The sequence below is a fragment of the Flavobacteriales bacterium genome, from assembly GCA_016713875.1.
GTDB lineage: Bacteria > Bacteroidota > Bacteroidia > Flavobacteriales_F > PHOS-HE28 > PHOS-HE28.
In genome coordinates this window covers 107,426-132,425 of record JADJOI010000002.1, presented here as the reverse complement: position 1 = coordinate 132,425, position 25,000 = coordinate 107,426, and the positions used below count along the sequence as shown (strand labels likewise).

Sequence of the window (25,000 nt, the reverse complement as noted above, 5' to 3'; positions counted from 1 at the left end):
TTGCGCATTCGTTGCGTCCGTCGCGTCGTTGCGGTCCGATCGCATTCGCATGAGCAGGAACTGGACCCCCATCAAGCAATACACGGACATCACCTTCGAGTTCTTCGAAGGCATCGCCAAGATCACGATCAACAGGCCGGAGGTGTACAACGCCTTCCGCCCGGACACGAACAAGGAGATGATCGACGCGATGGATATCGCGCGCGAGGATCCGAACATCGGCGTGGTGGTGCTCACCGGTTCGGGCGACAAGGCCTTCTGCAGCGGCGGTGATCAGAACGTGAAAGGCCGCGGCGGCTATATCGGCACCGATGGCATCCCGCGCCTGAACGTGCTCGACCTGCACAAGCGCATCCGCGAGCTGCCCAAGCCTGTGGTGGCCATGGTGAACGGCTATGCCATCGGCGGCGGCCACGTGCTGCACGTGGTGTGCGACCTCACCATTGCCGCGGACCATGCGCGTTTCGGGCAGACCGGTCCCAAGGTGGGGAGCTTCGATGCGGGCTTCGGCAGCAACTACCTGGCGCGGCACGTGGGGCAGAAGAAGGCCCGCGAGATCTGGTTCCTCTGCCTGCAGTATTCGGCGCAGGAGGCCTTCGACATGGGCATGGTGAACAAGGTGGTTCCGCTCGCCGAACTGGAGGACACGACCGTGGAGTGGTGCAAGATCATGATGCAACGTAGTCCACTTGCCCTGCGCATGATCAAGCGCGGCCTGAACGCCGAGTTGGACGGCCAGCGCGGCCTGATGGAGTTCGCCGGCGACGCCACACTCATGTACTACCTGATGGACGAGGCGCAGGAAGGGCGTAATGCGTTCCTGGAGAAGAGGGCGCCGGACTTCCAGAAGTTCCCGAAGTTCCCGTGAGCGATCACGGCAACTGCGCCTGCCGCACATTGTTCGGTGTGGTACCGCCGATGTTCACGAGGACGGGATCGCGGTCGTTGTTGGCGCCGGTGTACTTCACCGTACCGTCCATGTTCACATCCTGGCTGCGATATCCAGTGATCGTATTGTTCGGCGTTGTGCCGCCGATGGCCACGAGAATAGGGTCACGGTCGTTCGCAACGCCTGTGTATTTCAATTGTCCGTCGTGGTTCACATCCCCGCTCCACAGGCACCACTTTGTCCCCAGTTGCACGGTGGCATCCGCTCCGTAGGCCGCGCCCGCAGCAGCGATGAAATCAACCGTGTGCGATGCGCCGTCGGCGGTCATGGCGATAGGCGCGGCGGTGGCCACGGGCAGGTGATTGCGATGGCGTAGAACCACGTAGTAGTTCCCGGGTATTATGCTGATCCAGAACGGAAACGTGCCGGACAGGTCAGCGATGGTGCCCCCTCGGCGAAGCAGCATTGGAACGGATAAAATGGACTGCTGCGGCGCGGCCGATGGATGGAACTCCACGAGCACCCAGTCCACCACGTTAGTGAGGAACGGAAAGCCTTGGCTGTTGAGCAGGGCAGGGTCGATGGTGGCACCAGCATTCTGGCCGAGATCGTAGCCCAACGCGCTGTATGGTTCGGTGGTGGGAATTAGACCTGCCGCGCGCAGGTTGTCGTTCATGTTCCCACCGGCAGTGGGTGTGCAGCCCTGAAGCGCGGCGCGCAGTGTCAGGTTCACGTTGATCGGTGGTTGTGGATCCACATGCACCACGGTTCTGAACGGAGGGCCCCATGACAGGTCCCATCCCTGCGCGCGCACATGCAGCACATGGGGTCCAGGCAGCAGCGTTCCCGTTGGCACCGTGGCGTTCACCGGCTCGAATGCGCTGTTGAAGCCGCCATCGAGGGCGAGCATGGCTGTTCCGTTTCCCGCACCGGGATCGGCGTCCCAGAAGTACTCCGCTTGCATCACGCTTACCTGGCGCAGGTTCAATACATCCACCACCGTGCTGAACACCGGACCCCATGATCCATCAGCTCCCTTCACGCGTACGCCGAGCTTATGCAGCCCGACTCCTGGACTTGTCGCACCGGCGCTCAGTTGCTCGAAGGCACTGTTGAAGTTGCCATCGAAAGCGAGCATGGCTGTGCCGTTTCCAGCACCGGGATCCACGTCCCAGAAGTATTCTGCCTGCATCACCTTCACTTCTCGCAGGGCCACTACATCCACCACCGTGCTGAACACCGGACCCCAAACGCCGTCCGATCCCTTTGCACGCACGCCGAGCTTATGCAGCCCGGCACCAGGACTTGTCGCACCGGCGCTCAGTTGCTCGAAAGCACTGTTGAAGTTGCCATCGAAAGCGAGCATGGCCGTTCCGTTTCCCGTACCGGGATCCGCGTCCCAGAAGTATTCTGCTTGCACCACTTTCACTTCGCGCATGGCCACCACGTCCACCACGGTGCTGAACACCGGGCCCCAAGCGCCGTCGGAGCCCTTTACACGCACACCGAGCCTGTGCAACCCGACGCTCGGCGCCGCACTCGACGCCATGATCTGCTCGAACGCACTGTTGAAGTTGCCGTCCAGCGCTGACATGGGTGTTGCGTTCCCTGCTCCTGGGTCAGTATCCCAGAAGTACTCAGCTTGCACAAGCGCGGGTTGTGCCTGGCAAATTGTCGTCAAGAGCATCGCCGCAACGGCGAGGATCACGGTGCGCGGGTCCATTTCCCTTAGCGTTGGTTGCCGGTTGCCGAAATGGTAAGGGTCGCGTTACCGGCGGTGGTACGCGGCGCGTGCACCACGCCGATGCGCGCCGCCGTGGAGGGTCCTTGGAAATTGGAGATGGCCCATGAGCCGCCCGTGCAGCCAGCGTCATTGCGTGTCAGGTCGAGGTCGAGGAATGCCGTTGACGGATCGCCAGCATCAATGGCCATGGAACCGGTGGTCGGGGAACCCGTTACTGGATCCATCCCGCCAAGTGAAGGACTCACCACATTGTATAGCTGCGGGAAATTGAGCGCGTTCCCAATGAAGGGGAGCGTTCCCACAATGTGGTTGTTGTGCAGCAAGCACGTGAAGGCGGGCTCGAACATGGATACGGAGTCCTCCAGCCAAGGCACTTGACCACCACCCGGTACGCGCAAGCTCCAGCTGGATATGATACAATCCACCAAGGTGACCTGCAGATACACCTCCTTGGGTTTCTTCTTCTTCACAGCGGGCTTGGCATTGGGCGAAGCGCTACCGTGGATGAAGTTGTTCGCCAGTGTATAGGGTGCATCGGTTTCCAAGGTGACCACATTCGGAAGGAAGCTGGCGCTGAGACCGGACCCGATGATGTTCCCCACGACGTAACGATGCAACAGCGTTCCTGCGGGCGATGATCCCGAGGTGAGCGATAACACGGATGCACCAGCTGCCATGTGAGCGGCCTCGCCGTTGATCCTGCAACCCGTCACCGTTCCTCGGGCGAATGACAACGATCCGTGGATCGTGCAATCGAACATGTTCAGGTACGCGCTGCCGCCGACCAATTCCACGGCGGTGAACGAGCACCCGCTGATGTGGAGCGTGATCGGAATGGAACTCACGTTCAGGACGGGATCATACACCAGCGTACCCTGAACATCAGCTCCGGTGAGCGTTACTTGGATCGGGTTGATGGCAAGAATGAGGATACCCCCGGCAACCGTGAATGTGGATATGGGGCTCAGTGCGTGGATCTCGACGGAACGGTCCACGGTGAATGCCGGGTACACCCCCGGTTGCACAAGGATGCGGTCACCGTTGGCCGCGGCAGCGATGGCTGAACCGATGTTCGGGTGGATGCTCCCCGTGCCGCCCATGGCCACGTGCAGGTCAACGGCGGAAAGGGCCAATGGCAGCATGGCCACTGAAAGGAACAACATAGAAGCTCGTAGCATGGTCGTGGGCTTAGCGATCGAATCCATCGGCCGTAATGGGCACGCTCAACGCCGCTTGTGTCCGACGCGGCGCGTTCACGATACCCACGATGGCTGTGGTGGGCAAGGGATCATCGAAGTTGTCGCGGCTGAAACTGCCGCCGTAGCATCCGGCATCGTTGCGAGAGAGGTCCAGGTCGGTGAATTCCACACCAGGGTCTCCGGCGTTGATCGCCGGGGAACCTGCGGTGGGAGCGCCATTCGCGAGCTGAACACTTGACAAGGTGGTCGTGAGGATATTGTAGCCTTCCGTGGTGTTCGATCCTGGAAGAACCCAAATAGGGTCGACCAAGCCCGGTCCAACGAAGAGGTTGTTGCGGATGTCCAATGAGAATGTGGGATCCGTCTCTTCCACCTTGATGAGATAGATGCCGGTGAGGTTGGGGCACAGGAACGTGTTGTTGCGAATGGTACAGGTGACCGTGGTAGATGTCAACTGGTTGAGGATGATCAGTGGGAACGCGTTTGATGTAGGCATATTGAGGCGGAGCAGGTTGTTCTCGCATACGAACGGGGCATCGGCCCAGATGGCGATGGGCGAGAAGGATGTGCTTGTCATCGCGCTTCCCACATCGTTTCCAATGACGCGATTGACTATGGGCGGCTGGAAATCACCGGAGACATAGATCCCAAGGGCGCCAGGCTTGCCGGTGACCACACAGCCGATCACATCACCCCGATCGATCATCACATTACCGAATATGCTATCCTTCTCAAGGACGGTACGGCCTTGTCCGTTCAGGACCTCGATATCGGCGGTCCTGCATCCAGCCAAGGTGAACACGCTGCCCGCACCGGCCGAACTGGTTGCGCTGACCAAGCCTTGTGCGTTCATTCCGATGATCGTGATGCGCGTGTTGGCCGAGGTCGAGCTGAAACCCACTGTTCCTGAGACCGTGAATCGCTCACTCCCGGAATTGCTCGCCAATTCCAACGATTTATTGATGCTGAGGCTCTCGTTGTAAACGGCCGGAGCGATGATGATCCGATCATTCGGGGCTGCCGCCGCGATGGCCGCGTTGATGGTCGGATAGACCGTTCCGCTCCCGCCCGGGGCCACAAGCAGGTTCGCGGCGTTCGCAGCATTGGGTATGAACAACAAGGAGAACAGTGCGAGGCGCATGGATGGTCCGTATTGGTGCCGCAAACCTTGCCCATGCCGGATGGTCGCGCCATACCACCTCGGTGGTACCTGCGGCCTACCGGGGGCATCCACCACCAAGGTGGTATGGTTAACCCCTGGGGCAACACGCCACTTTTGGCCTGTCGAACGCAAACCCCATCCACGCACCATGAACCCCATCGCCATCCTCGCCTTCCTCACCGGCATCGGAACAAGCACACCGCCGGCGCCCAAGCCGACCGAGAAGGACCAGACCCACCAGCAGGAGAAACCCACCCATTCCGGCAAGGACCAAGGCCAAGCCAAGCGTGGCGGGTGGGACCGTAACTGAACAAATTCAACCACAAGCACCATGAACCCCATCGCCATCCTCGCCTTCCTCACCGGTATCGGAACGAGCACACCGCCGGCGCCCAAGCCGACAGAGAAGGACCAGACCCACCAGCAGGAGAAACCCACCCATTCCGGCAAGGACCAAGGCCAAGCCAAGCGTGGCGGCTGGGATCACAACTGAGATACGCAAGACCGAGCATCATGAACCCCATCGCCATCCTCGCTTTCCTCACCGGAATGGGCACGGCCACACCGCCCCAACCGAAACCTGCGGAGAAAGAGCCGACCACGGAACAGAGCAGCAAACCCGCTGACCCGGGCAAGGGCGGTGGACAAACCAAGCGGATGGGGGGCGGCTGGGACCTCAACTGAACAAATTCAACCACAAGCACCATGAACCCGATCGCAGTACTTGCCTTTCTGATGGGCATCAACACCGCGGATCCGGCTCCGAGGCAGGATCCCCGACCAAGCAAGGAGCAAAGCATGGAGGCCTCAAAAGGGGAACCGCAAAGCCAGAAGCCAAGACCAGGTGGCAAGAAGCGCTTCGGCGGGACAGGAGGCTGGGACTACAATTGAGCTGACCGTTCTATGCGGATCAGTGCCTCTCGAGTAACATCGCGACATGTCCGCACACATCCGATTCAAACGGCACGTTCGCTTTCTGCAGCAGGAAGGCTTGGTGCGGGCGTTGCGCACACTGGATGAGGGAGTGGACCTGCCCGGGGGTGTGGTCTTCGAGGTCACCCTCCGAGCCATCGGCCTGGGAAGGCCGGAGCAGGATGTGCGAATGGACCTTGCTGCGGCCTTCGGTGAACCTGCTTTGGCCGATGCGGTGCTTGAGCGCCTTTTCGTCACCGGATTGATCGAACGCTACGATCCGGACGACGGCACGTACGCTCGCTTCGACCGCCAACTCTTGCTCTTCGATGCGTTCCAGCCTACGCGTGAGCATTCCGAGAACATCGCCCGGCAGCAGCGCCTCGCCCAGGCGCATATGCTCATCCTCGGTCTCGGCGGGATCGGCAACCAGGTGGCGTTGTCGCTCGCGGCGGCCGGTGTCGGCGCGCTCACGTTGGTGGATGCCGATGTGGTGGAGGAGAGCAACCTGCACCGGCAGATCCTCTTCGCGGCTTCCGATGCCGGTCGACCGAAAGTGGATGCCGCTGCGGATGGACTTCGCCGTGTTGCGCCTGAGTGTTCGGTGCGGACGAGGCAGTTCATGGTGCGTTCAGCCGACGATTGGCGCTCGCTCATCGCTGCAATGCCCGATGTGCGCTACGTGATGATCAGCGCGGACCGGCCCGTGCAGCTCGTGAACTGGATCAGCGATGAGCGAAAGCGTTCCAACTACCATTTCACGAAGTGCGGGTACATGAACACGCAAGGGCTCATCGGTCCGTTGCTCGGTCCGGATACCAAGGGCTATGAGGAACTCTTCGACTCTTGGGGACCGGTGATCGATGCACAATCCGAAGCGATCAAGCGCTTCAACGAAGGAGCCGCCGCGCCCACGATGGCGGCCAGCAATGCCATCATGGCCAACATCGCGGCGTTGGACCTCATCAAGCACATCACCGGCATCGGGCCCATCGCGACCTTGGAACAGCGGCTGCTGCTCGACCTTCGCACATACACCGTTCAACCTGGTTGAGATGAGATCACATGGGCTGGGTCCGTTCCTTGCGCTGCTCGTGGCGATCAGTGCCGGGGAGGGCCATGCGCACGAAGATCGTTTGGACAGCCTGCGCGCCGCATTCCACGCGGCCACCGCTGATACGCTTCGCGCGAAGGCCGCGAGTGATCTGGCCGAAGCCTACTTGGGCATTGGCGAGCTGGACAGCGCCCTTTCCCACATCCGTATTGGCATGCGAGCGTTGGAAGGAGAGGGACGATCGGAGCCCTCGAAGCAACGCTGGCTCATGCAGCTGCACAAGCTGAAAGGCATCGCCCACAACAACCAGGCTCGGTATGATTCAGCCCTGCTCGCGTTCCAGCGCATGCACACGTATGCGGAGCGTTTGAGGCTCGTGCCGGAGATGGGAGCCGCACTGACCTATCAGGGTTACCAGTTCCGTGAAATGGTCGACAATGACAATGCATTGGCCATGACGCGCAAGGCCATCGGGATCTTGAAGAGCTTGCCCACAGGGCCTGACATGGCCAATGCCTTCCACGCCATGGGTATGATCCACTTGGACCTGGGCAGCACCGACAGCGCGTTGTACTGGTCGCAGAAGGCGGCAGCTCTGTATTCCGCGCTGGGCAAGCACCATCACCTGCTCAACTCATATGTGAACATGGGCGAATGCCTGAATACTGCCGGGCGTTGGGAAGAGGCGGATTCGGTATGGATGCTGGCAGCGCAACTTCCGGAAGGCCTTGAGGATCCCATGGCCTACATGCACTTCGCGGGGGGCCAGGCTCGTATGCTGCTTCGGCAGGGCCGCGTGACGGAAGCGATCCAGATGCTCGACAGTGCCATCATCCTGAGCAAGGAGATGGACCAGAAGCACAGCGAGCACTACCTGCTCTTCATCCGCTCCATGGCCCATGCGAACCAGAGCGCGTGGAACGCGGCCATGATCGACATGATGGCCAGCCTTGATGCCCACGCCACTGACATGGACTACGACAAGATCCGGTCCACCGAGGCGATCCGCCAGCATGCCGAACGTGAAAAGGAACAAGCCCTCGCCCAAGCAGAGCTGTCGGCGCAACGCATGCAGAAGTGGGGCGCTTTGGTCGTGGGTGCGCTTGCCGCACTGTTGGCGCTCGTCTGGTACCGTTCCTTCAAGGCGAAGAGCAGGGCGGCGGATGAACTGCGCCGGAAGAACGAGGAGATCCAGCGCACCCAGGCGCGGCTTGTGGCCAGCGAGAAGCAGCGCGAGGCCGAACAGGTGCGTACGCGCATCGCCCGCGACATCCACGACGAGATCGGGGCCACGCTCACCAAGATCCGCCTGCTCAGCGACGTGGCCGCGACCAATACGCCGGAGCAATTGCCCGACACGCAACGCTCGCTCCAGCGCATCGGCGCGCATGTGCGGCATGTGAGCGGGGCCATGAGCGACATCGTATGGGCCGTGGATCCCGCGCGCGACACGCACCAGGGCATGCTCGATCACGTGCGCGAGCTCAGCCGCCGCCTTCTGGGCGACAACGGCATCACCTTCGACCTCGATCTATCCTGCACATCGGGCGCCACGGTGATGGAACCCGACCTGCGCCGCGATCTGCATCTGCTCATCAACGAGGCGTACAACAACATCCTCAAGTATGCGGAAGCCAGGCATGTCAAGGTGAGCCTGCTCCTGAACGCGCGGGATTTCAAGCTCAGCATCCAGGACGATGGTATCGGCTTCGAACCGGGCGAGCAGCGCGGAACAGGGAACGGGGTGCGCAACATGCGTGAACGAGCCATGCGCCACGCCGGTGGCTTCGAGATCACATCATCGCACGGACAGGGAACGCGCGTGGAAGCGCACGGCAGCTTGCATTGAGCAATTCGAACAGAATGACCTGTGCACCCCGATCATTGGGCATCGACGTTCGCCTGCGAGCGCACGCGCTCGCCCTCCTGCTTCTCCCCGCCAGGCTGTGCTGTGCACAGGAGATGGATATCGACAGCCTGCGCCTCGCCCTGCACACCGCAACGGACGACACGAGTTATGCCAGGGCCAGCTACTACCTGGCGCGCAACCACTACTTCCTGGGGGAAATGGACAGTGTGCGCAGGTATGGCGAACTCGGCACCGAGCGCTGCCTGCGGGGAGGCGATCCCGACGCGCGGAAGGAGTTCTGGTTGGCCCAGCTCTGGCGTATACGCGGCATGGGTTGGTACTCGGCCTCCCGGTTCGATTCGGCCATCGTCGCCTTCCAGAACATGTACCGCTACGCGGAGAAGCGGCGGATCGCCAAGGACATGGGCGCGGCCTTGTCCTACCAGGGCTTCGCGCTGCGCGAGATAGACGACCAGCCGGGTGCGTTGAACATGGTGTGGCGGGCGATCGCCGTGCTGGACACGTTGCCGCCTGGGCCGGACATCGCCAACGCGTACCACGAGCTGGGCGCTCTTCACAGTGACCTGGGCCGCACCGACAGCGCGCTCCATTGGTACGGGAAGGCTTCAGAGCTGTACACAGCGCAGGGGAACGACCATCACCTGGTGAATGCGCTGATCAATATGGGTGAGGCGCTGCACAAGGCGGGCCGGTGGGCGGAAGCGGACTCGGTTCAACGCGCAACGCACGAACTCCTTCCTGCTCTTTCCGATCCCATGATCTACAACCGGTGGGTGGCCGGTGAAGCGCGCATGCTCATCGGCCAAGGGCAGCACCAGGAAGCCACCCATCTGCTGGACAGTGCCCTTGGCTTGGCGAAGCAGATGGAGGACCACAACGCGCAGCTGCACCTGTTGCAGTTGCGGTCGTTGGCCCGCGTCCAGGCGGGCCGGATCAGCGATGCCTATCTGGATCAGCAGGCCGCCATCGCTGCGCACGCCGAGGACATGGGCCTTGAGAAGATCCGTGCAACAGAGAAGGCACAGAGCGACTTCGAGCATGAGAAGACCATTGCCCTGGGACGCGCCGACTACGCGCGGCAGCGACTGCAGAAATGGGGCGCGGTCATCATCGGGGGCCTCGCGCTGCTGCTGGCCTTCGTCTGGTACCGTTCCTTCAAGGTGAAGAGCCGCTTAGCCGAAGCATTGCGGGTGAAGAACGAAGAGATCCAGTGCACCCAGGCGCAGCTTGTGGCCAGCGAGAAGCGGCGCGAGGCGGAACAGGTGCGCACGCGCATCGCCCGCGACATCCACGACGAGATCGGGGCCACGCTCACCAAGATCCGTCTGCTCAGCGACGTGGCCGCGACCAATACGCCGGAGCAATTGCCCGACACGCAACGCTCGCTCCAGCGCATCGGCGCGCATGTGCGGCATGTGAGCGGGGCCATGAGCGACATCGTATGGGCCGTGGATCCCGCGCGCGACACGCACCAGGGCATGCTCGATCACGTGCGCGAGCTCAGCCGCCGCCTTCTGGGCGACAACGGCATCACCTTCGACCTCGACCTGTCCTGTACCGTTGGGATCGCCGTGATGGAGCCGGATCTGCGGCGCGACCTGCACCTGCTCATCAATGAAGCCTACAACAACATCCTCAAATACGCCAAAGCGAAGCATGTGCGCACCCGGTTGAAGCTGAACAGCTACCTGTTCGAGCTGGACATCGAGGACGATGGCATCGGATTCGACCCGAGCCTGGTGCATGGCGCGGGTAACGGACTGCGCAACATGCGAGAACGCGCGGCCAGGTACGAAGGCAAGTTGCGGATCAGCAGCGAACCTGGCAAGGGTACGCGCATCACAGGTGAGGGCCGCTTCTGACCACGGCGCTCGCTATCTTGGTCGCATGTCGGCATCCGAGCGCGTCCGTGTGATCATCGTCGAGGACGATGCGGAGATCCGCGAGCTCACGCGATTGATCCTGCAGAAGGAGCCGGACCTCTTCGTAGCGAAGAGCTACGCGAATGGCGAGGACTTCCTGAAGGAGTGGCCGGCTGTGGAAGCGGACGTGGTGCTCATGGACATAGGCATGCCTGGCAGGAATGGGATCGAGTGCGTGGCCGAGGCCAAACCCAAGCGGGCCGCCACCCTGTTCATGATCACCACGGTGTTCGAGAATCCGGCCTACATCTTCCAAGCGTTGTGCGCCGGTGCGAGTGGTTACCTGCTGAAGAACACCGGCGCGAAGCAACTGGTAGAGGCCATCCACCAACTGATTGAAGGCGGATCACCCATGAGCCCGGCCATCGCCCGACTGGTCGTGGACTCGTTCCAATCACAGACCCGCGCACGCATCGCCGATCACGACCTCACTCCCCGCGAACGCGAACTGGTCGACGGCCTCGCCCAAGGTCTCATGTACAAGGAGATCGCCGAGCGCTTGGGTTGCACCACCGGCACCATCAAGGTGCATGTGCGCAACATCTACGAAAAGCTGCAGGTGAACAGCCGGCACGAGGCGGTGAAGAAGGTCTATCCGGGAGGTGCCTGATGTGCCCTGAGTCGTTCCTTCGCGGCGTATGAAGCACTGGCTCTCCGCCTTCCGCCTGCGCACACTCCCCTTGGCGGTGAGCAGCATCATCGTGGGGAGCGCGCTGGCCTACTTCTCGGAGAATTGGCGATACAGCGGGCCATCATCCTTCAGGCCGATCGTGCTGCTGCTCGCACTCGTCACAGCTGTGCTCCTCCAGATCCTCAGCAACCTCGCCAACGACCTGGGTGACCACCAGCACGGTACGGACAACGCCGATCGCGTGGGTCCGCAGCGCGCGGTGCAGAGCGGTGTGATCACACCGGTACAGATGAAACGTGCCATGCTCCTGTGCGGAACGTTCGCTTTCCTGAGCGGTTGCGCGCTGATCACGGTGGCGCTCGGCTTCACACTGACGACCTTGCTCTTCCTGCTCCTCGGTCTTGCGGCCATCGGAGCAGCTGTGAAATACACCTTCGGCAGCAACCCGTATGGCTACGCCGGGCTCGGTGACATCAGCGTCTTCCTCTTTTTCGGCATTGTCGGCGTGTGCGGCACCTTCTACCTGCACACGAGAACGCTCGAATGGCCGGTGTTGCTGCCCGCTGTCGCCTTCGGTCTGCTCAGCACCGCAGTGCTCAACGTGAACAACATGCGCGACATCCATAATGATGCGGCAAGCGGCAAGCGCACGCTGGTGGTGCGCATGGGCAGCTCCAAGGCCAAGTTCTACCACACCTCCCTCATCACCGCAGCGATCATCTTCTTGGTAGTTTTCATCCTGCTCTTCGATGGCAGCTGGTTGGTGGATGGATCCCGAATGCTCTGGATATCGCTGCTTGCTGTTCCTGCCTTCCTCATCCACCTCAAGCGCGTGTGGACCACCGCCGAACCCCGCGACCTCGACCCCCAGCTCAAGGTGTTGGCGATAGGCACCTTCCTCACGGCGCTGCTGTTCTCTCTGGGCCTTATCCTTGCGTGATGCTGCGCGCCCGCTGGACCGAACGCACCCTGGAGCCCCGCTTCGAACTGGGCACCAGCAAGGGACCCATCACCACGCGCACCGTGTGGTACCTCATCGCCTGGCACGCCGACCGTCCGGAGGTGATGGGCATCGGCGAGGCCGCGCTTTTCCCCGGGCACAGCAAGGAGTTCCCCGCCGACGTGCGCACCAAGCTGTTGGAGCTGTGCATGGACACGAGCGACTGGGACCGGCGGCTGAACGATGACCTCGTGGACGTGCCCAGCGTGCGCTTCGCCGTGGAGCAGTGCCTGAAAGACCTGGAGGCCGGCGGCACCAAGACGCTCTTCCCCTCCGAGTTCACCCTCGGCCGGCAGGCGATCCCCATCAACGGCCTCGTGTGGATGGGCGACAAGGCCACCATGAAGCAGCGCATCCGCGAGCAGCTCGACGGCGGCCGCACCACGGTGAAGATGAAGATCGGCGCCATCGGCATCGACGACGAGCTCGAGCTGCTGAAGGCGGTGCGGAAGGAGTACGCGCCCTCCGACATCACCCTGCGCGTGGACGCGAACGGCGCCTTCACCGCGATGCAGGCCCCGGAGGTGCTGAAGCGGCTGGCCGATCTGCACGTGCACAGCATCGAGCAGCCCGTGCCGCCCGGTCAGTACGAGGTGATGGCCGAACTCTGTGCGGACACGCCCATCCCCATCGCGCTGGACGAGGACCTCATCGGGCAGAACACGCACGACAGCAAGGTGGACCTGCTCGACCACATCCGCCCGCAGTACATCGTGATCAAGCCGAGCCTGGTGGGCGGCTGGGCGGCCACGCAGGCGTGGATCGACCTGGCCAAGGCCCGCGGCATCGGCTGGTGGATCACTTCGGCGCTGGAGAGCAGCATCGGCCTCAATGCCATCGCCCAGTACACGGCCACCCTGCACGTGACGATGGCCCAGGGCCTCGGCACCGGCAGGGTCTACGCCAACAACATCCCCTCGCCCCTGTTCGCCGAACACGGTGAGCTGCGCTACAGGCCCGAGGCGGAGTGGGACCTCAGCGCGCTGATGTGAACCCCTTCACCCACCTCACGGTCGATGGCGTCACCCTGGAGGGCGACGCCCTGCTGCGCTGGGCCGACACCCTGGTGGACCGGCACGGCGACGATCCGGAGGGGGCGCTGGCGCTGCGCAGCACGGTGCATGAGCTGCTGCGCGGCGAAGGGCTGCAGGCCACCACCAGCGGCACCACGGGCCCGCCCAAGCGCATCACCGTGCCGGTGGAGGACCTGGTGGCCAGCGCCCGGCTCACGGGTCGCGCGTTCGGCCTGAACGTCGGCGACCGCGTGCTGCATTGCCTGCCCGGCGCCTTCGTGGCCGGGAAGATGATGCTGGTGCGGGCCTTCGTGCTGGGGCTCGACCTGCACGTCATCGGCGCGCGGGGCAGCGTGCTGGCCAAGCTCGATCCACGGGACCGGTTCCGTTTCGCGGCCATGGTGCCGCTGCAGCTTGCACGCGCATTGGAGGAGGACCGGGCCCGGGTGGAGGCCCAGATCCACACGGTGCTGCTGGGCGGCGGGCCCGTGAGCGAAGCGCTGGAGCAACACGTGGCCGACCTGCGGACGGACGTGGTCCTGGGCTATGGAAGCACCGAGACCGTGACGCATGTGGCGCTGCGCCACCTCAACGGAGCGCAAGCATCGCCGGTGTTCACCGCTGTGGGCGACTGCCACTTCGCGCGCGACCCGCGCGGCTGCCTGGTGATCTACACCCCGCACCTGAGCACCTTCCAGCAGGTGACCAACGACCTGGTGGAGCGGGTGGACGACACGCACTTCCGCTGGCTGGGGCGCCACGACCACGTGATCCTGAGCGGTGGGCGAAAGGTGCATCCCGAACAGCTGGAGGCCCGCACGGCCACGGTGATCCCCGAGCCGCACTTCTTCAGCGGTACACCGGACGCGCTGCTCGGGCAGGCCGTGGTGCTGACGATCGAGACGGATCGCCCGCAGCAGGAGGTGGTACCTGCGGTGATGGCCCGGCTGCTCCCTGTCCTCCATCCGCACGAGATGCCGCGCCACATCCGGACCCTGCCGCGCCTGGAGCGCACCGTCAGCGGAAAGATCAGGCGTTGAGCCCCTCCTCACCGGCCTCCTCCTCCTCCAGGGGACGTGCCCCGGTGTACGTACGCCACTTGGCGAGCACGGCCTCCATGTCGGCCGGCAGCGGGCTCTCGAACCGCATGCGCACCCCGGTGGCGGGATGATCGAACTCCAGCGTACGGGCATGCAACGCCTGCCGCGGCAGCAGGGCGAAGCAATTCTCCACGAACTGCCGGTACTTGGTGAAGGTGGTGCCCTTCAGCACACGGTCACCGCCGTAAGCCGCATCGTTGAACAGCGGGTGCCCGGCCCATTGCATGTGGACGCGGATCTGGTGCGTGCGGCCGGTCTCCAGCTTGCACTCCACCAGGGTCACGTAGCGGAAGCGCTCGATCACACGCCATCGCGTCACCGCCGACCTGCCCTGCTCCCCCTCGGGGAAGACATACTGCACGGTGCGGTCCTTGGGGCTGCGGCCGATGTGCGCATCGACGACGCCCTCGTCCTCCGCGAAGTCGCCCCACACCAGGGCCTGGTAGCGGCGATCGCTGGTGCGCTCGAAGAACTGCCGGGCCAGGTGCGTGAGCGCCTCCTCATTCTTGCCCACCACCATCACGCCGCTGGTGTCCTTGTCCAGCCGGTGCACCAGACCGGGCCGGGGGATCTCCGCACCGGGCACCGCCGGCAGCCGCCCGAAGTGGAACAGCAGCGCGTTCACCAGGGTGCCCGTCCAGTTGCCATGGCCCGGATGCACCACGAGCCCCGGGGGCTTGTCGATCACCACCACGTGCTCGTCCTCGTGGAGGATCCGCAGCGGGATGTCCTCGGGCAGCAGCTCCACCTCGCGCTGGGGATAGGGCAGCACGATGCTGATCACGTCCCCGGGCTTCACCTTCTGGCTGGGCTTGGCCGCCCGGTCGTTGACGCGCACATTGCCGGCGCGCGCGGCCACCTGGATGCGGTTGCGCGAGGTGTTGGCCAAGCGGTCGAAGAGGAACTTGTCCAGCCGCACCAGTGTCTGGCCCGGATCGCATACGATGCGGTGGTGCTCGTAGAGCTCCTGCTCCTCACCGCCTTCGGGCTCCAGCGCGTCAGGCTCCGCCATCACCGCTGCAGCATCAGTCGCGCATGGCCGAGCATCGCACCCTCTGCATCCACCAGGCGCACCACGTACGACCCCGGTGCCGCGCCATCCAGCGCGATGGGCGCGTCCGGCGCGTAGGGGGCCTGCAGCACCAGCCGACCGGTGGCGTCCCACAGCTCCACACGCCCGTTCGTCACGCCCTCCATGCGCACCCACAGCGCATCGGTGGCCGGGTTGGGCCACAGGCCGATCGCCTTCTCCGGCTCCGGGGGCATGCTGGTGAAGGGGTCCACATCGGCCACCAGCACCGGGCGGATCATGAGCGAACCCTGCTGGGTGGTGTTGGTGAACGAGCCCGTGGTGTTGTAGAAGATCCGACTCTGGTTGTTCGTGTTCTTGTCGAAGCCCACGTTCATGAAGGTGGCGGTGGTCTGCACGAAGCCGACATAGAACGTGTTCGGCACCCAGATCGTGGAGTCCAGCGGATACTCCACGAACTTATTGAGGCCGTGTGGCCGGTAGTCCGGATCGCTGAAGCTGAAGTTCTGGTGGATGATCGTCTCCGGGTTGAGCGAGCTCCACACCGTGAGGAGGAAACCGGCGTTGTCCGGGTTGGCCGGGAAGAAGATGGGATCGAAGTACATGCGCACGGCCCGCAGCGAATCGGCCTGCTGCATGTCGAACCGCACCGCCACCTTGCCGCCCGGCGCGTTGGTGAGGCCGTAGCCCGCCTCGGCACTGCCATCGTCCAGGGCGTAATAGTTGCTCAGCTCCTGCACGAAGCGCATCGTGTCGTTGTAGCGGTTGATGTCGGGCGTGACGTCGATGGCGAAGGTGTTGCGCCAGAACGCCGCCCCGGTGCTGAGCAAAGGGTCGTAGGCGAAGGGCGCCACCGCGTGCGTACTGGTGTAGGTGCTGCCGGCGTTGTTGATGATGTTGCTTCCCGCGCCGAAGGTGGCCACCGGCGCTCCACCGTCCAGCCCAGAGCTCGCCTCCCACGTAATGAAGCGGTCCTGGTCCGCCAGGTTCTTCTGCAGCAGGTCCACCGAAGGCGCCATGAAGGCCGCGGGGGTGTTGCTGAAATGCGTGAAGGGCACCGACGTGTAGGTGTTCAGCAGGGTGTTGCCCGGGTACACCCACGCCACGTCCACCAGCAGCGTGTCGTCGTAGGCGCGCTGACGGGCCAGCCGCACGTAGTCGATGTGCCAATGGTCCAGCGCCCCGCTGCGGGTGCCGTAGTTGAGGAAGCGGAAGCGGAAGTCGGGCTTCAGGAAGCGGAAGTCCGTGATGGGCAGCATCACCTGCTCGAAGGGGGCCAGCGCCGTGTAGGGCGTGCTCCAGCGGCGGATCCACTCGTCATCGTCCGGGGCATAGAACTCCAGCACCAGGCTGTCCTGCGTCTGCACCTCGGTGTCGCCGCTACGCCCCTGTGGCTGGTAGAAGAAGCTGAGGTAGATGGAATCGCCAGGCGGGTAGGCCATGTTGATCGGCACCGTGGTGAGGTGGTCGTTGATGCCGTATGCCGTGGGCGAATTGGTGACATAGGGAAGTCCCGTGCGGTCCACCCCGTCGAAGGTGGCCACACCGATGGTGGGCGGATCGATCGGGTAGGTGCCGTTGATGTGCGCATCGTCGTCGGCCCACAGGATGAGCGGCACATCCACCCCGTTCTGCACGTACGTGCGCGCGTCGGGCGGCACGGTGTACACCTCCAGCGAATCCTGCATCAGGTCGGCCGCGGGCACCGCCAGCGTGTCGCTGAACGCATCGCCGATGGTGTCGTAGATGGTGTAGGCCGGCCAGGCCGACTGCGTGATCGAGGTGGACGGGTAGACCCCGAGGTCGAACAGCTCGATGGTCGTGAAGGGGTTCGCCTCGCGCCAGGTGGTGTCCACCCCTACTGTATCGGTGTAGAAATGGAACGTGGTGTCGGCATAGAAGGCCATGTCCGGGGTGGACACCCCGCCCACGGCGATGCGGTACACCACATCGGTGAGCACCACGCCGGGGTCGTCCGGCGCCGCGTTGAGGTGCCGCGTGCGGTCGATGGAGAGATCATCCATCAACGGCAGCTGCTGGATGGCGTTCTCGTAGATGTAGAACGTGTTGTCCGCAGCCCGGAGCAGGGCGCGCTCGTTCTCCGGACGGGCCTGCCCGTTGAGCGGGAAGAGGGCGTCCTGCTGGGCTTCCACAGGGGCCAGGTGGACGAAGGCAGCGAGGAGCCAGACGCCCCGCAGGGCTCGATCACGGTTGCGCATCCGGGGCGTTCGGTTCGTGGGTGGAGGTGTCGGGCAGGTTGCGCCGTGCGCCCAGTCCGGTGGTATCGGCGGTGAGCCAGATGTCGACGAGCCCGCCCATGATGATGCTGCTGTTGGCGCTGGGTGCCGGGGTCTGCCTGAACACTTTCGCCAACGTGGAATCGGCCTTGGTATTGCAGCCTTCGCAGGCCACCACCGCACCCAGGTTCAACGAGGCCATGTTCAGGATCGCGGCCACCTCCGCGTGGGTCCAGCCGATCAGGTCCGGAACAGGGACGCGCCCACCGCCATCGCCGCTGCCCAGCACGAGCACGATGGTGGCGCCCCGCTCGATGCCCGTGCCGGCGATGATCGTGCGGCCTTCATGCAACTGGTCCACCACGCAGTCCACGCACGCGTCCGGCCGGTAGCGCAGCTCGGCCACCTTCAGGCCCACGATCTCGGCCACACTGATCGCCTGCCGCTTGCTGAGGTCCACCAGCGCCGGCATGTCGATCAGCTTGGGCCGGGTGGCGTTGACGATGAGGTAGACGGTGCGGTCGGGCTTCACCCCGGACCCGGCATCGGGGTCCTGGTCCACCACGGCCCCCTTGGGCGCCCCGTCGGTGTGCACCGAGTCCACCACCTCCACGTGCAGGCCCAACGGTCCAACGATGGCCTCGGCCTCGGCGATGGTGAGCCCGGACAGATCGGGCACGTCCACCACCATGCCGTGCCGCGTGTAGTGGCGCACCCAGGACCAGCCGCCCAGCAGGAGCAGTGCGCTGAACAGCACGGGCAGGAGGATCGGGAGGGCGCGGCGCATCACGGACGGCGCGGCCTGCCGGCCGCGCGGAGCGCGGCGAAGATAGACGTTCGCCACCGGGCGGAACGGGCAGCTACCTTCGTCCGCCATGGACCCTCGTCCCCCCATCGCCGTGGTGCGCGGCGGCTATTCCGGCGAATCCGTGATCAGCCATCAGAGCGCCCAGCGCATGCTGTCGGCCATCGACACCACGCGCTTCGACCCGGTCTTCGTCACCATCACCCACGCCGGGTGGAGCTGCGAACGCGCGGACGGTGCGTCCCTGCCCTTCGACCGGGCCGGCTTCCGACTGGACCGGGGGAACGGGCTGGAGCGCTTCGCCGTGGCCCTCATCGCCATCCATGGTCCGCCCGGCGAGGACGGCAAGCTCCAGGGTTACCTGGACATGCTGGGCGTGCCCTACCAGACCGGCGGCGTGCTGCCCATGGCGCTCAGCTTCAGCAAGTACGGCACCACCGCCCTGCTGCGCCAGCTGGGTTTCCGCGTCTCGCCCTCGGTGCTGTGGCACCGCGACCTCGTGGGCGACCGGCCCGAACTGCCCGCGGGCATCGGCTATCCCTGCTTCGTGAAGCCCGACGAGAGCGGCAGCAGCCTCGGCGTCACCAAGGTGAAAGGGCCCGAAGAGCTGCCCGCCGCGCTGTCGACGGCCTTCCGCGAATGCGCCCGGGTGATGGTGGAGGCTGCGGTGAAAGGCCGTGAGCTCACCTGCGGCGTCATCCGGCTCAATGGGCGCGTACAGGCCCTGCCTGTGTGCGAGATCCGCACCCCGCGCGAGTTCTTCGACTACGAGGCCAAGTACCACGCAGCCGACACGGAGGAGCTGGTGCCCGCCCCGCTGAGCCCAGCGGTGACCGCCCTGGTGCAACAGCGTTCCGCCGCCATCTATGCGGCACTCGACCTGCGTGGCATGGTGCGGGTTGACCACTTCTGGAGCGGCGGTGAGGAGGCCGTATCGGACGAGCTGGTGACCATCGAGGTGAACACCACCCCGGGCTTTAGTCAGGCGAGCATTTACCCCAAGATGCTGGAGGTGAGCGGCATGGGCGTGCCAGCGGTGGTGAACGGCCTGCTCGATGAGTGCCTCGCCCGGGGCTAGCGCTCGCGTAAGTGGGCAAGCAGCGCAGCGGTCGCCTGCGCCCTGTGGCTGATCCGGTTCTTCTCCTCTGTGGTCATTTCGGCGAAGCTGCGTTCCTCCCCTTCCGGTGCGAAGAGAGGATCGTAGCCAAATCCGCCGGTACCGCGCGGTGCGACGAGGATGCGGCCTTCGACCACGCCTTGGAACAGGTGCTCACGCCCGTCCTTCAGGAAGGCGATCACTGTACGGAAGCGTGCCGTCCGATCGTTGCGGCCCTCCAAGGAATCGAGCAGTTTGCGCATGTTGGCGCGGGCATCGCGGTCGTCGCCGGCATAGCGTGCACTGTGCACGCCCGGCGCTCCGCGCAAGGCATCCACCTCCAGCCCCGTGTCGTCCGCGATGCAGGGCAGGCCGCAGCGGTCGTGCACCCAGCGGGCCTTCTGCACGGCGTTCGCCTTTAGGGTGTCACCCGTCTCCGGAAGCTCCTCCTCCACGCCCACCTGGTCCGGGCCGACCACGTGGAAGGTCGGAGGAAGCAGGGCCGCCAGCTCGGCCATCTTGCCGGGGTTGCGTGTGCACAGAACAAGCTTCATCCTGCGAAGATGGGCATCACGGAAGCAGGCGCACGGGCCCGGTTACCTTTGGCCGCACCAGCTCACCGCAGTGCCCCTCCGTCGCGCCGTCCATCAGTTCCGTCAGGACCTGCGCCGCATCCGCACCGAGGGCAGCTTCGCCCGGCACTCGTTCCAGGTCTTCTCCGGCAACGCGCTGGCCATGGCCAGTCAGCTGGTGCTGACCCCGCTGCTGGGCCGTATCTACGGACCCGAGGCCTACGGCGTCTACGGCATCTTCATGGCGCTGATGATGAACCTGTCGTACGTGGCGGACATGGGCCTGTCCACGGCATACGTGCTCCCTCGGGATGAGGAGACGTTCCGCGACCTGTTCCGCATCAACCTCATCACGGCCCTGGGCATCTGCGCCCTGACCGCGGTGGCCGCGCTCTTCGCCGAGCAGTTCTACACGCTGGTGCCGAGCTGGAGCGCCCTGGGGGGCTGGGTGCACTTCGTGGGGCCGGCCGCCGTGCTGTACGCGCTCAGCGTCTACTTCACCCAGTGGCTCACGCGCGCCAAGCTCTTCAAGGTGAGCGCCTTCACCGGGGCCACGCTGGACCTGAGCACGCGCCTGTTCAACCTGCTCTACGGCGTGGTGAGCGGCACCCGGGCGCTGGGCCTCATCCTGGGCGATGCGGTGGTGCGCACGGCGATCATCCCGGTCTATGTGCGTCCATTGATGCGCCATGGCATGCGCGAGGTGTTCACGAACTGGTCGTGGCACCGCATGCGCAGCACCCTGCGCGAATACCGCCGCTACCCGCTGATGGTGTTCCCGGAGCGCTGGGTGGCCAGCCTCGGACTGCAGCTGCCGGTGTTCGCCCTCAGCAGCGACCTGGCAGCGGTGGGGCACTTTTCGCTCGGGGCGAACCTGCTGCTGATCCCCCTGCGCCTTTTCGGATTCTCGTTCAGTACGGTGTATATGCAGAAGGCCTCGGAGCTGAGCGACCGCACGGACGAGCTGCGCCGGATCACGCTGGGCCTGTACAAACGGCTCTACGGGGTGGGTATCCTGCCCTTCCTGCTGCTCACCTTCTTCGCCGATGCGGCCTTCGGTCTGCTCTTCGGTGGTCCTTGGCGTGATGCGGGGGCCTTCACCGCGTACATGGGCGGTTTCTTCTTCTTCCGCCTGCTGAGCGACCCCATGGTCTCGCTCTTCAATGTACAGCGCCGCGAGCATGTGAACCTCATGTTCCAGGTGGTGCTCACCGTGGCCCGTGTGGCCGCCATGGTGGCCGTCGGCTCGATGGGCCTGGGTTCGGGGGCCATCATGCTCAGCTACGCGCTGGTGAGCATGGTGGGCTACATGGTGCTGTCCACCCAGCTACTGTCCTCCGTGGGGCTCGCCGGTCTCCGGATCACGTTGAAATACGCCGCCCTGCTCGCCGTGGCGGCGGCGGCGATGGCCGCGTTGCGGTTCGCCGTGCTGGGTAGCTGGTTCCCCCTGTATGGCGGCTGAGGCCCGTGAAGGGCCGCGGCTATCTTTGGCCGCATGGGGCAGTTCGACCCGCGTGCGTATTGGGAGGAGCGTCTGCGCACGAGCACCGGGTTGACCGGCGTGGGCTACCTGGGCCTCGGTGAACCCTTCAACCGCTGGATGTACCGTGTGCGCCAGGCGGTCTTCGCCCGCGTGGCCCGGACCCATCTGCCCGTCACTACCGGCATTCATGTGCTGGACGTCGGCTCGGGCACCGGCCAATACCTGGAGGCCTGGAAGCGGCTCGGTGCCGCCCGCATCGTGGGCAGCGACCTCACCACCACCGCCGTGGAGCGGCTCAGGAACGGGATGCCGGGCGTGCACATGCTGCGAATGGACATCAGCGATGCGGCCGACCTGCCGACGGACCGGTTCGACGCCATCACCTGCATGGATGTCCTGTTCCATGTGGTGGACGACGCCAAGCTGGACCAGGCCCTGGCCAACCTGCGCAGGCTGCTGAGACCCGGTGGTGTGCTTTTCCTCTCGGACATCTTCGTGCATGGCCAGGACCACAAGCAGGAGCACTTCACCACCCGTTCGCTGGCCACCTACACCGCGGCCCTGGAACGCAATGGCCTGCGTGTGGTCCGGCGCCACCCGGTGTTCCATCTGCTGAACCGGCCGTTGGATTCCGATTCACCGCTCCTGCACCGCTGGTGGGGGCTGGTGATGCGCGCCTGCAAGCTGCACCCGCGGGTGGGCGGGGCCCTGGCGGCGGCGGTCTATCCCCTCGAACTGCTCCTCGTCCGCCTGCGCCGCGAAGGGGTCTCGGCGGAGATCATGGTGTGCGTTCCGCAACCCTGAGCCCGCATGCACGTCCTGCACATCGTGGGCTGGTATCCCAACCACCTCAAGCCCTTCGAGACCCCGTTCATCGAACGCCATGTGCGCGCACTGGCCCCCCATTGCACGAACACGGTGTGGCAGCTGGACGTGCGGCAGGGCGAGCGTTGGTCGCTCCACCGCCGCAGCCTGAAGGCCGACCGGACCCTTATCCTCACCACGCCCCTCCGCCGGTGGCTGCTGGTGGAATGGTCGGCCACGGGGCTCATCCTCTGGGCCTGGCTCACGCGCGATCGCCGGCATCGCTACGACGTGATCAACTTCCACATCGCCTATCCGAACTGCGCACGGCTCGGGCTGCTCCGCCGTGTGATGGGCCTTCCCCTGGTGATCACCGAGCACTGGAGCATCTACCGCCTGGGCTTCAAGTCCGGCGCCAAGGGGCTGGACCGCATCCGCCGCATCTTCCACCTCGGCGTGCCGCTGATCACCGTGTCGCGTGCGCTGGCCGACGACATCCTGAACTTCGCCGGACCGCCCCATCCACCGGTGTACGTGGTGGCCAATGCCGTGGACACGGAGCTCTTCGCCCCGGCCGCGGTGGAACGGGAAGCCGGACGCTTCTTCGCCATCGCCACCTGGCGCTACCCCAAGAGGCCCGTGCTGCTGGTGGAGGCCATCGCCCGCCTGAGGGCCCACGGCCGCGATGCCCGGTTGCGCATCGCCGGAGGAGGCGCCGAAATACCGGCCATCCAGGAGGCCATCGCCCGCACCGGGATGCACGAGCATGTGACCCTGATCGGCCAGGCCACACCCGAAGCCGCCGCCGAGGAAATGCGCCGGTCCCATGCCCTGTTGCATGCCAGCGATTATGAGACCTTCTCGGCCGTCTGCGCCGAAGCGCTCTGCTGCGGGACGCCCGTGGTGGCCTCGCATGTCGGCGGCATCCGTGAGTACCTCACCCCGGCGCTGGGGACCGCTGTGATGGAGAACACCGCCGAGGCCTGGTGCGACGCCATGGAGAAGGACTGGGACCGCCTGCTGATGCTGGACCGCGACAGGTTGGCCGCCGCCATCCGGCCCTTGGTGGATGCCCGGCTGGTGGCCGAGCGCTATGCCGCCGTGCTGCGCTCCGCAGCAGGTCCGTCGGACCGGAACGCGACCGAGCGATGAAGGTCCTGTTCATCACGCACCAGTTCCCACCGCTGAACATCGGCGGCTCGCACCGTCCGTTCAAGTTCGTCAAGCACCTGCACCGTTCCGGCATCACCCCGGTGGTGATCACCCCGGAGCCTGCCGCACATCGCGGAGCGTCGCTGGACAAGGAAGTGGCCGGCCTCGACGGGCATGCCGTGGTCATCCGCACGCCGGTGGACCCGCCCACCTGGGCGGACCGGGTCCGCGGCTCGTACTACCTGAACACGCTGGATCCCGAGGGACGGCGCTGGCGCAGGCACCTGCTGGCCGCCGCGGAACAGGCCGCGCGGGACCATGAGCTGAAGGCCGTCATCATCTCCATCCCCCCCTTCAGCACCGGCGCCCTGGGCGTGGAGGTGGCGCACGGCCTGAAACTGCCCTTGCTCGTGGACCTGCGCGATGCCTGGAGCCTCTGGCTGATCACCCCGTACGTAAGCCGCCTGCATTTCCTGTGGCGCCGGGCGCACGAACGGCGCTTGTTGCGCGCGGCGGACGCCATCACCGTCACCTCCCCGCAGACCATCGCCGACCTCCAGGCGCTGCACCCCATGGTCCCGGCCGATCGGTTCCACCTTGTTACGAACGGGTATGACCAGCCACCGCCCGTCGTACCGGACCGCATCCAGCTGCCACCGGCCACACCGCAGCGGCCGTTCACCATCGGCTACGTCGGCAGCTTCTACTACACGCCGTACCAGCGCGACCTGATGTTCAAGCCCTGCTGGCGCAAGAAGCCCTGGCAATGGCTGCAATACGCCCCGCGCCGTGAGGATTGGCGCTACCGGTCGCCATGGGCCTTCTTCGCTGCCCTGAAGGAGCTTCGCCTGCGTAGACCGGACCTCTTCGACCTGCTCCGCGTGGAGTTCATCGGCGATGTGCCACCCTGGCTCATCGACATGGTGAAGGAGCATGGGCTCCAGGACAAGGTGAAGCTGCACGGCCGCGTGGACCACGCCAGCTCCATCCGCTTCCAAGCGGACTGTGATGCCCTGCTGATCACCTCCTCCAAGGTGGTGGGCGGGCGCGACTACAGCATCGCGGGCAAGACCTTCGAGTATGTCGCCCAGGTGAAACCGATGCTGGCCTTCGTGTGCGAAGGTGCCCAACGCGACCTGCTGGAGCGCACCGGGCTCTCCATCGCCTGCCCACCGGACGACCCTGCGGCTGCGGCCGACCGCATCATCGACCTGCTCGAAGGCCGGTGCACGCTCCATCCCGACAAGGCGTTCATCCATGACCTGCACATCGAACGCATCACGGAACGCTTCGCCCAGGTGGTGAAGCGGCTCGCCCATCCATGA

23 protein-coding genes are annotated in these 25,000 nt (G+C 64.8%); 16 read left to right on the top strand and 7 right to left on the bottom strand.

The window, feature by feature from the left end; all coding sequences use genetic code 11:
* Positions 1–49: 49 nt before the first annotated feature.
* A complete protein-coding gene (gene menB, locus IPJ87_00720; GenBank protein ID MBK7940398.1) occupies positions 50–868 on the top strand; it encodes a 1,4-dihydroxy-2-naphthoyl-CoA synthase in 819 nt (272 codons plus the stop codon).
* A gap of 4 nt (positions 869–872) precedes the next feature.
* Here the strand turns inward: menB and IPJ87_00715 are convergent, their stop codons facing one another.
* The 3 genes from IPJ87_00715 to IPJ87_00705 all read right to left on the bottom strand — a co-directional run bounded on the left by IPJ87_00715 (position 873) and on the right by IPJ87_00705 (position 4,973).
* Positions 873–2,483, bottom strand: a complete 1,611-nt coding sequence (locus tag IPJ87_00715; GenBank protein MBK7940397.1) for a hypothetical protein — start codon at positions 2,481–2,483, stop codon at positions 873–875.
* A 134-nt stretch (positions 2,484–2,617) separates the two neighbouring features.
* The gene (locus tag IPJ87_00710) at positions 2,618–3,628 is read right to left on the bottom strand and encodes a hypothetical protein (GenBank protein MBK7940396.1); all 1,011 of its coding nucleotides are present in this window, start codon (positions 3,626–3,628) and stop codon (positions 2,618–2,620) included.
* 193 nt (positions 3,629–3,821) lie between these two features.
* The gene (locus IPJ87_00705) at positions 3,822–4,973 is read right to left on the bottom strand and encodes a hypothetical protein (GenBank protein ID MBK7940395.1); all 1,152 of its coding nucleotides are present in this window, start codon (positions 4,971–4,973) and stop codon (positions 3,822–3,824) included.
* Positions 4,974–5,142: 169 nt separating this feature from the next.
* Here IPJ87_00705 and IPJ87_00700 point away from each other — a divergent pair, with 169 nt between their 5' ends.
* From IPJ87_00700 to IPJ87_00655, 10 genes are all read left to right on the top strand, one after another.
* Positions 5,143–5,304: a hypothetical protein gene (locus IPJ87_00700; protein MBK7940394.1), complete on the top strand. Its 162-nt coding sequence runs from the start codon at positions 5,143–5,145 to the stop codon at positions 5,302–5,304.
* A gap of 21 nt (positions 5,305–5,325) precedes the next feature.
* Complete coding sequence (locus tag IPJ87_00695) at positions 5,326–5,487, top strand: hypothetical protein (protein MBK7940393.1); 162 nt, start codon at positions 5,326–5,328, stop codon at positions 5,485–5,487.
* A 20-nt stretch (positions 5,488–5,507) separates the two neighbouring features.
* Positions 5,508–5,678, top strand: a complete 171-nt coding sequence (locus tag IPJ87_00690; GenBank protein ID MBK7940392.1) for a hypothetical protein — start codon at positions 5,508–5,510, stop codon at positions 5,676–5,678.
* Positions 5,679–5,931: 253 nt separating this feature from the next.
* Complete coding sequence (locus tag IPJ87_00685) at positions 5,932–6,960, top strand: ThiF family adenylyltransferase (GenBank protein ID MBK7940391.1); 1,029 nt, start codon at positions 5,932–5,934, stop codon at positions 6,958–6,960.
* 1 nt (position 6,961) lies between these two features.
* Entirely contained in the window at positions 6,962–8,809 is a 1,848-nt protein-coding gene (locus IPJ87_00680) for a tetratricopeptide repeat protein (GenBank protein MBK7940390.1), read from the top strand.
* Between the two features lie 113 nt (positions 8,810–8,922).
* Entirely contained in the window at positions 8,923–10,692 is a 1,770-nt protein-coding gene (locus tag IPJ87_00675) for a tetratricopeptide repeat protein (GenBank protein MBK7940389.1), read from the top strand.
* Positions 10,693–10,717: 25 nt separating this feature from the next.
* The gene (locus tag IPJ87_00670; protein MBK7940388.1) at positions 10,718–11,362 is read left to right on the top strand and encodes a response regulator transcription factor; all 645 of its coding nucleotides are present in this window, start codon (positions 10,718–10,720) and stop codon (positions 11,360–11,362) included.
* A gap of 28 nt (positions 11,363–11,390) precedes the next feature.
* On the top strand, positions 11,391–12,323 hold the full coding sequence (locus IPJ87_00665; GenBank protein MBK7940387.1) for a 1,4-dihydroxy-2-naphthoate polyprenyltransferase: 933 nt from the start codon (positions 11,391–11,393) through the stop codon (positions 12,321–12,323).
* A complete protein-coding gene (locus IPJ87_00660; GenBank protein ID MBK7940386.1) occupies positions 12,323–13,375 on the top strand; it encodes an o-succinylbenzoate synthase in 1,053 nt (350 codons plus the stop codon). The genes IPJ87_00665 and IPJ87_00660 overlap by 1 nt, the downstream gene beginning before the upstream one ends.
* Positions 13,372–14,436 (top strand): AMP-binding protein, encoded by a 1,065-nt coding sequence (locus tag IPJ87_00655; protein ID MBK7940385.1) that lies wholly within the window; start codon positions 13,372–13,374, stop codon positions 14,434–14,436. Before IPJ87_00660 ends, IPJ87_00655 begins: the two co-directional genes overlap by 4 nt.
* Here the strand turns inward: IPJ87_00655 and IPJ87_00650 are convergent.
* From IPJ87_00650 to IPJ87_00640, 3 genes are read right to left on the bottom strand one after another with little or no spacing between them, the layout of a single operon-like run.
* Positions 14,426–15,508, bottom strand: a complete 1,083-nt coding sequence (locus IPJ87_00650) for an RluA family pseudouridine synthase (protein ID MBK7940384.1) — start codon at positions 15,506–15,508, stop codon at positions 14,426–14,428. The genes IPJ87_00655 and IPJ87_00650 overlap by 11 nt on opposite strands.
* The gene (locus IPJ87_00645; GenBank protein ID MBK7940383.1) at positions 15,508–17,745 is read right to left on the bottom strand and encodes a T9SS type A sorting domain-containing protein; all 2,238 of its coding nucleotides are present in this window, start codon (positions 17,743–17,745) and stop codon (positions 15,508–15,510) included. Before IPJ87_00645 ends, IPJ87_00650 begins: the two co-directional genes overlap by 1 nt.
* Positions 17,732–18,550, bottom strand: coding sequence for a PASTA domain-containing protein (locus IPJ87_00640; protein MBK7940382.1), 819 nt, complete (start codon positions 18,548–18,550; stop codon positions 17,732–17,734). The genes IPJ87_00645 and IPJ87_00640 overlap by 14 nt, the downstream gene beginning before the upstream one ends.
* Before the next feature lie 88 nt (positions 18,551–18,638).
* On the opposite strand from IPJ87_00640, the gene IPJ87_00635 reads away from it, so the two are divergent.
* Entirely contained in the window at positions 18,639–19,646 is a 1,008-nt protein-coding gene (locus IPJ87_00635; protein ID MBK7940381.1) for a D-alanine--D-alanine ligase, read from the top strand.
* Here the strand turns inward: IPJ87_00635 and rdgB are convergent.
* On the bottom strand, positions 19,643–20,218 hold the full coding sequence (rdgB, locus tag IPJ87_00630; protein ID MBK7940380.1) for an RdgB/HAM1 family non-canonical purine NTP pyrophosphatase: 576 nt from the start codon (positions 20,216–20,218) through the stop codon (positions 19,643–19,645). The two genes, IPJ87_00635 and rdgB, sit on opposite strands and share 4 nt — an antisense overlap.
* 70 nt (positions 20,219–20,288) lie before the next feature.
* On the opposite strand from rdgB, the gene IPJ87_00625 reads away from it, so the two are divergent.
* From IPJ87_00625 to IPJ87_00610, 4 genes are read left to right on the top strand one after another with little or no spacing between them, the layout of a single operon-like run.
* A complete protein-coding gene (locus IPJ87_00625; protein ID MBK7940379.1) occupies positions 20,289–21,698 on the top strand; it encodes a lipopolysaccharide biosynthesis protein in 1,410 nt (469 codons plus the stop codon).
* A 33-nt stretch (positions 21,699–21,731) separates the two neighbouring features.
* Complete coding sequence (locus tag IPJ87_00620) at positions 21,732–22,523, top strand: class I SAM-dependent methyltransferase (protein MBK7940378.1); 792 nt, start codon at positions 21,732–21,734, stop codon at positions 22,521–22,523.
* Between the two features lie 6 nt (positions 22,524–22,529).
* Positions 22,530–23,675, top strand: a complete 1,146-nt coding sequence (locus IPJ87_00615) for a glycosyltransferase (protein ID MBK7940377.1) — start codon at positions 22,530–22,532, stop codon at positions 23,673–23,675.
* Complete coding sequence (locus IPJ87_00610; protein MBK7940376.1) at positions 23,672–25,000, top strand: glycosyltransferase; 1,329 nt, start codon at positions 23,672–23,674, stop codon at positions 24,998–25,000. The genes IPJ87_00615 and IPJ87_00610 overlap by 4 nt, the downstream gene beginning before the upstream one ends.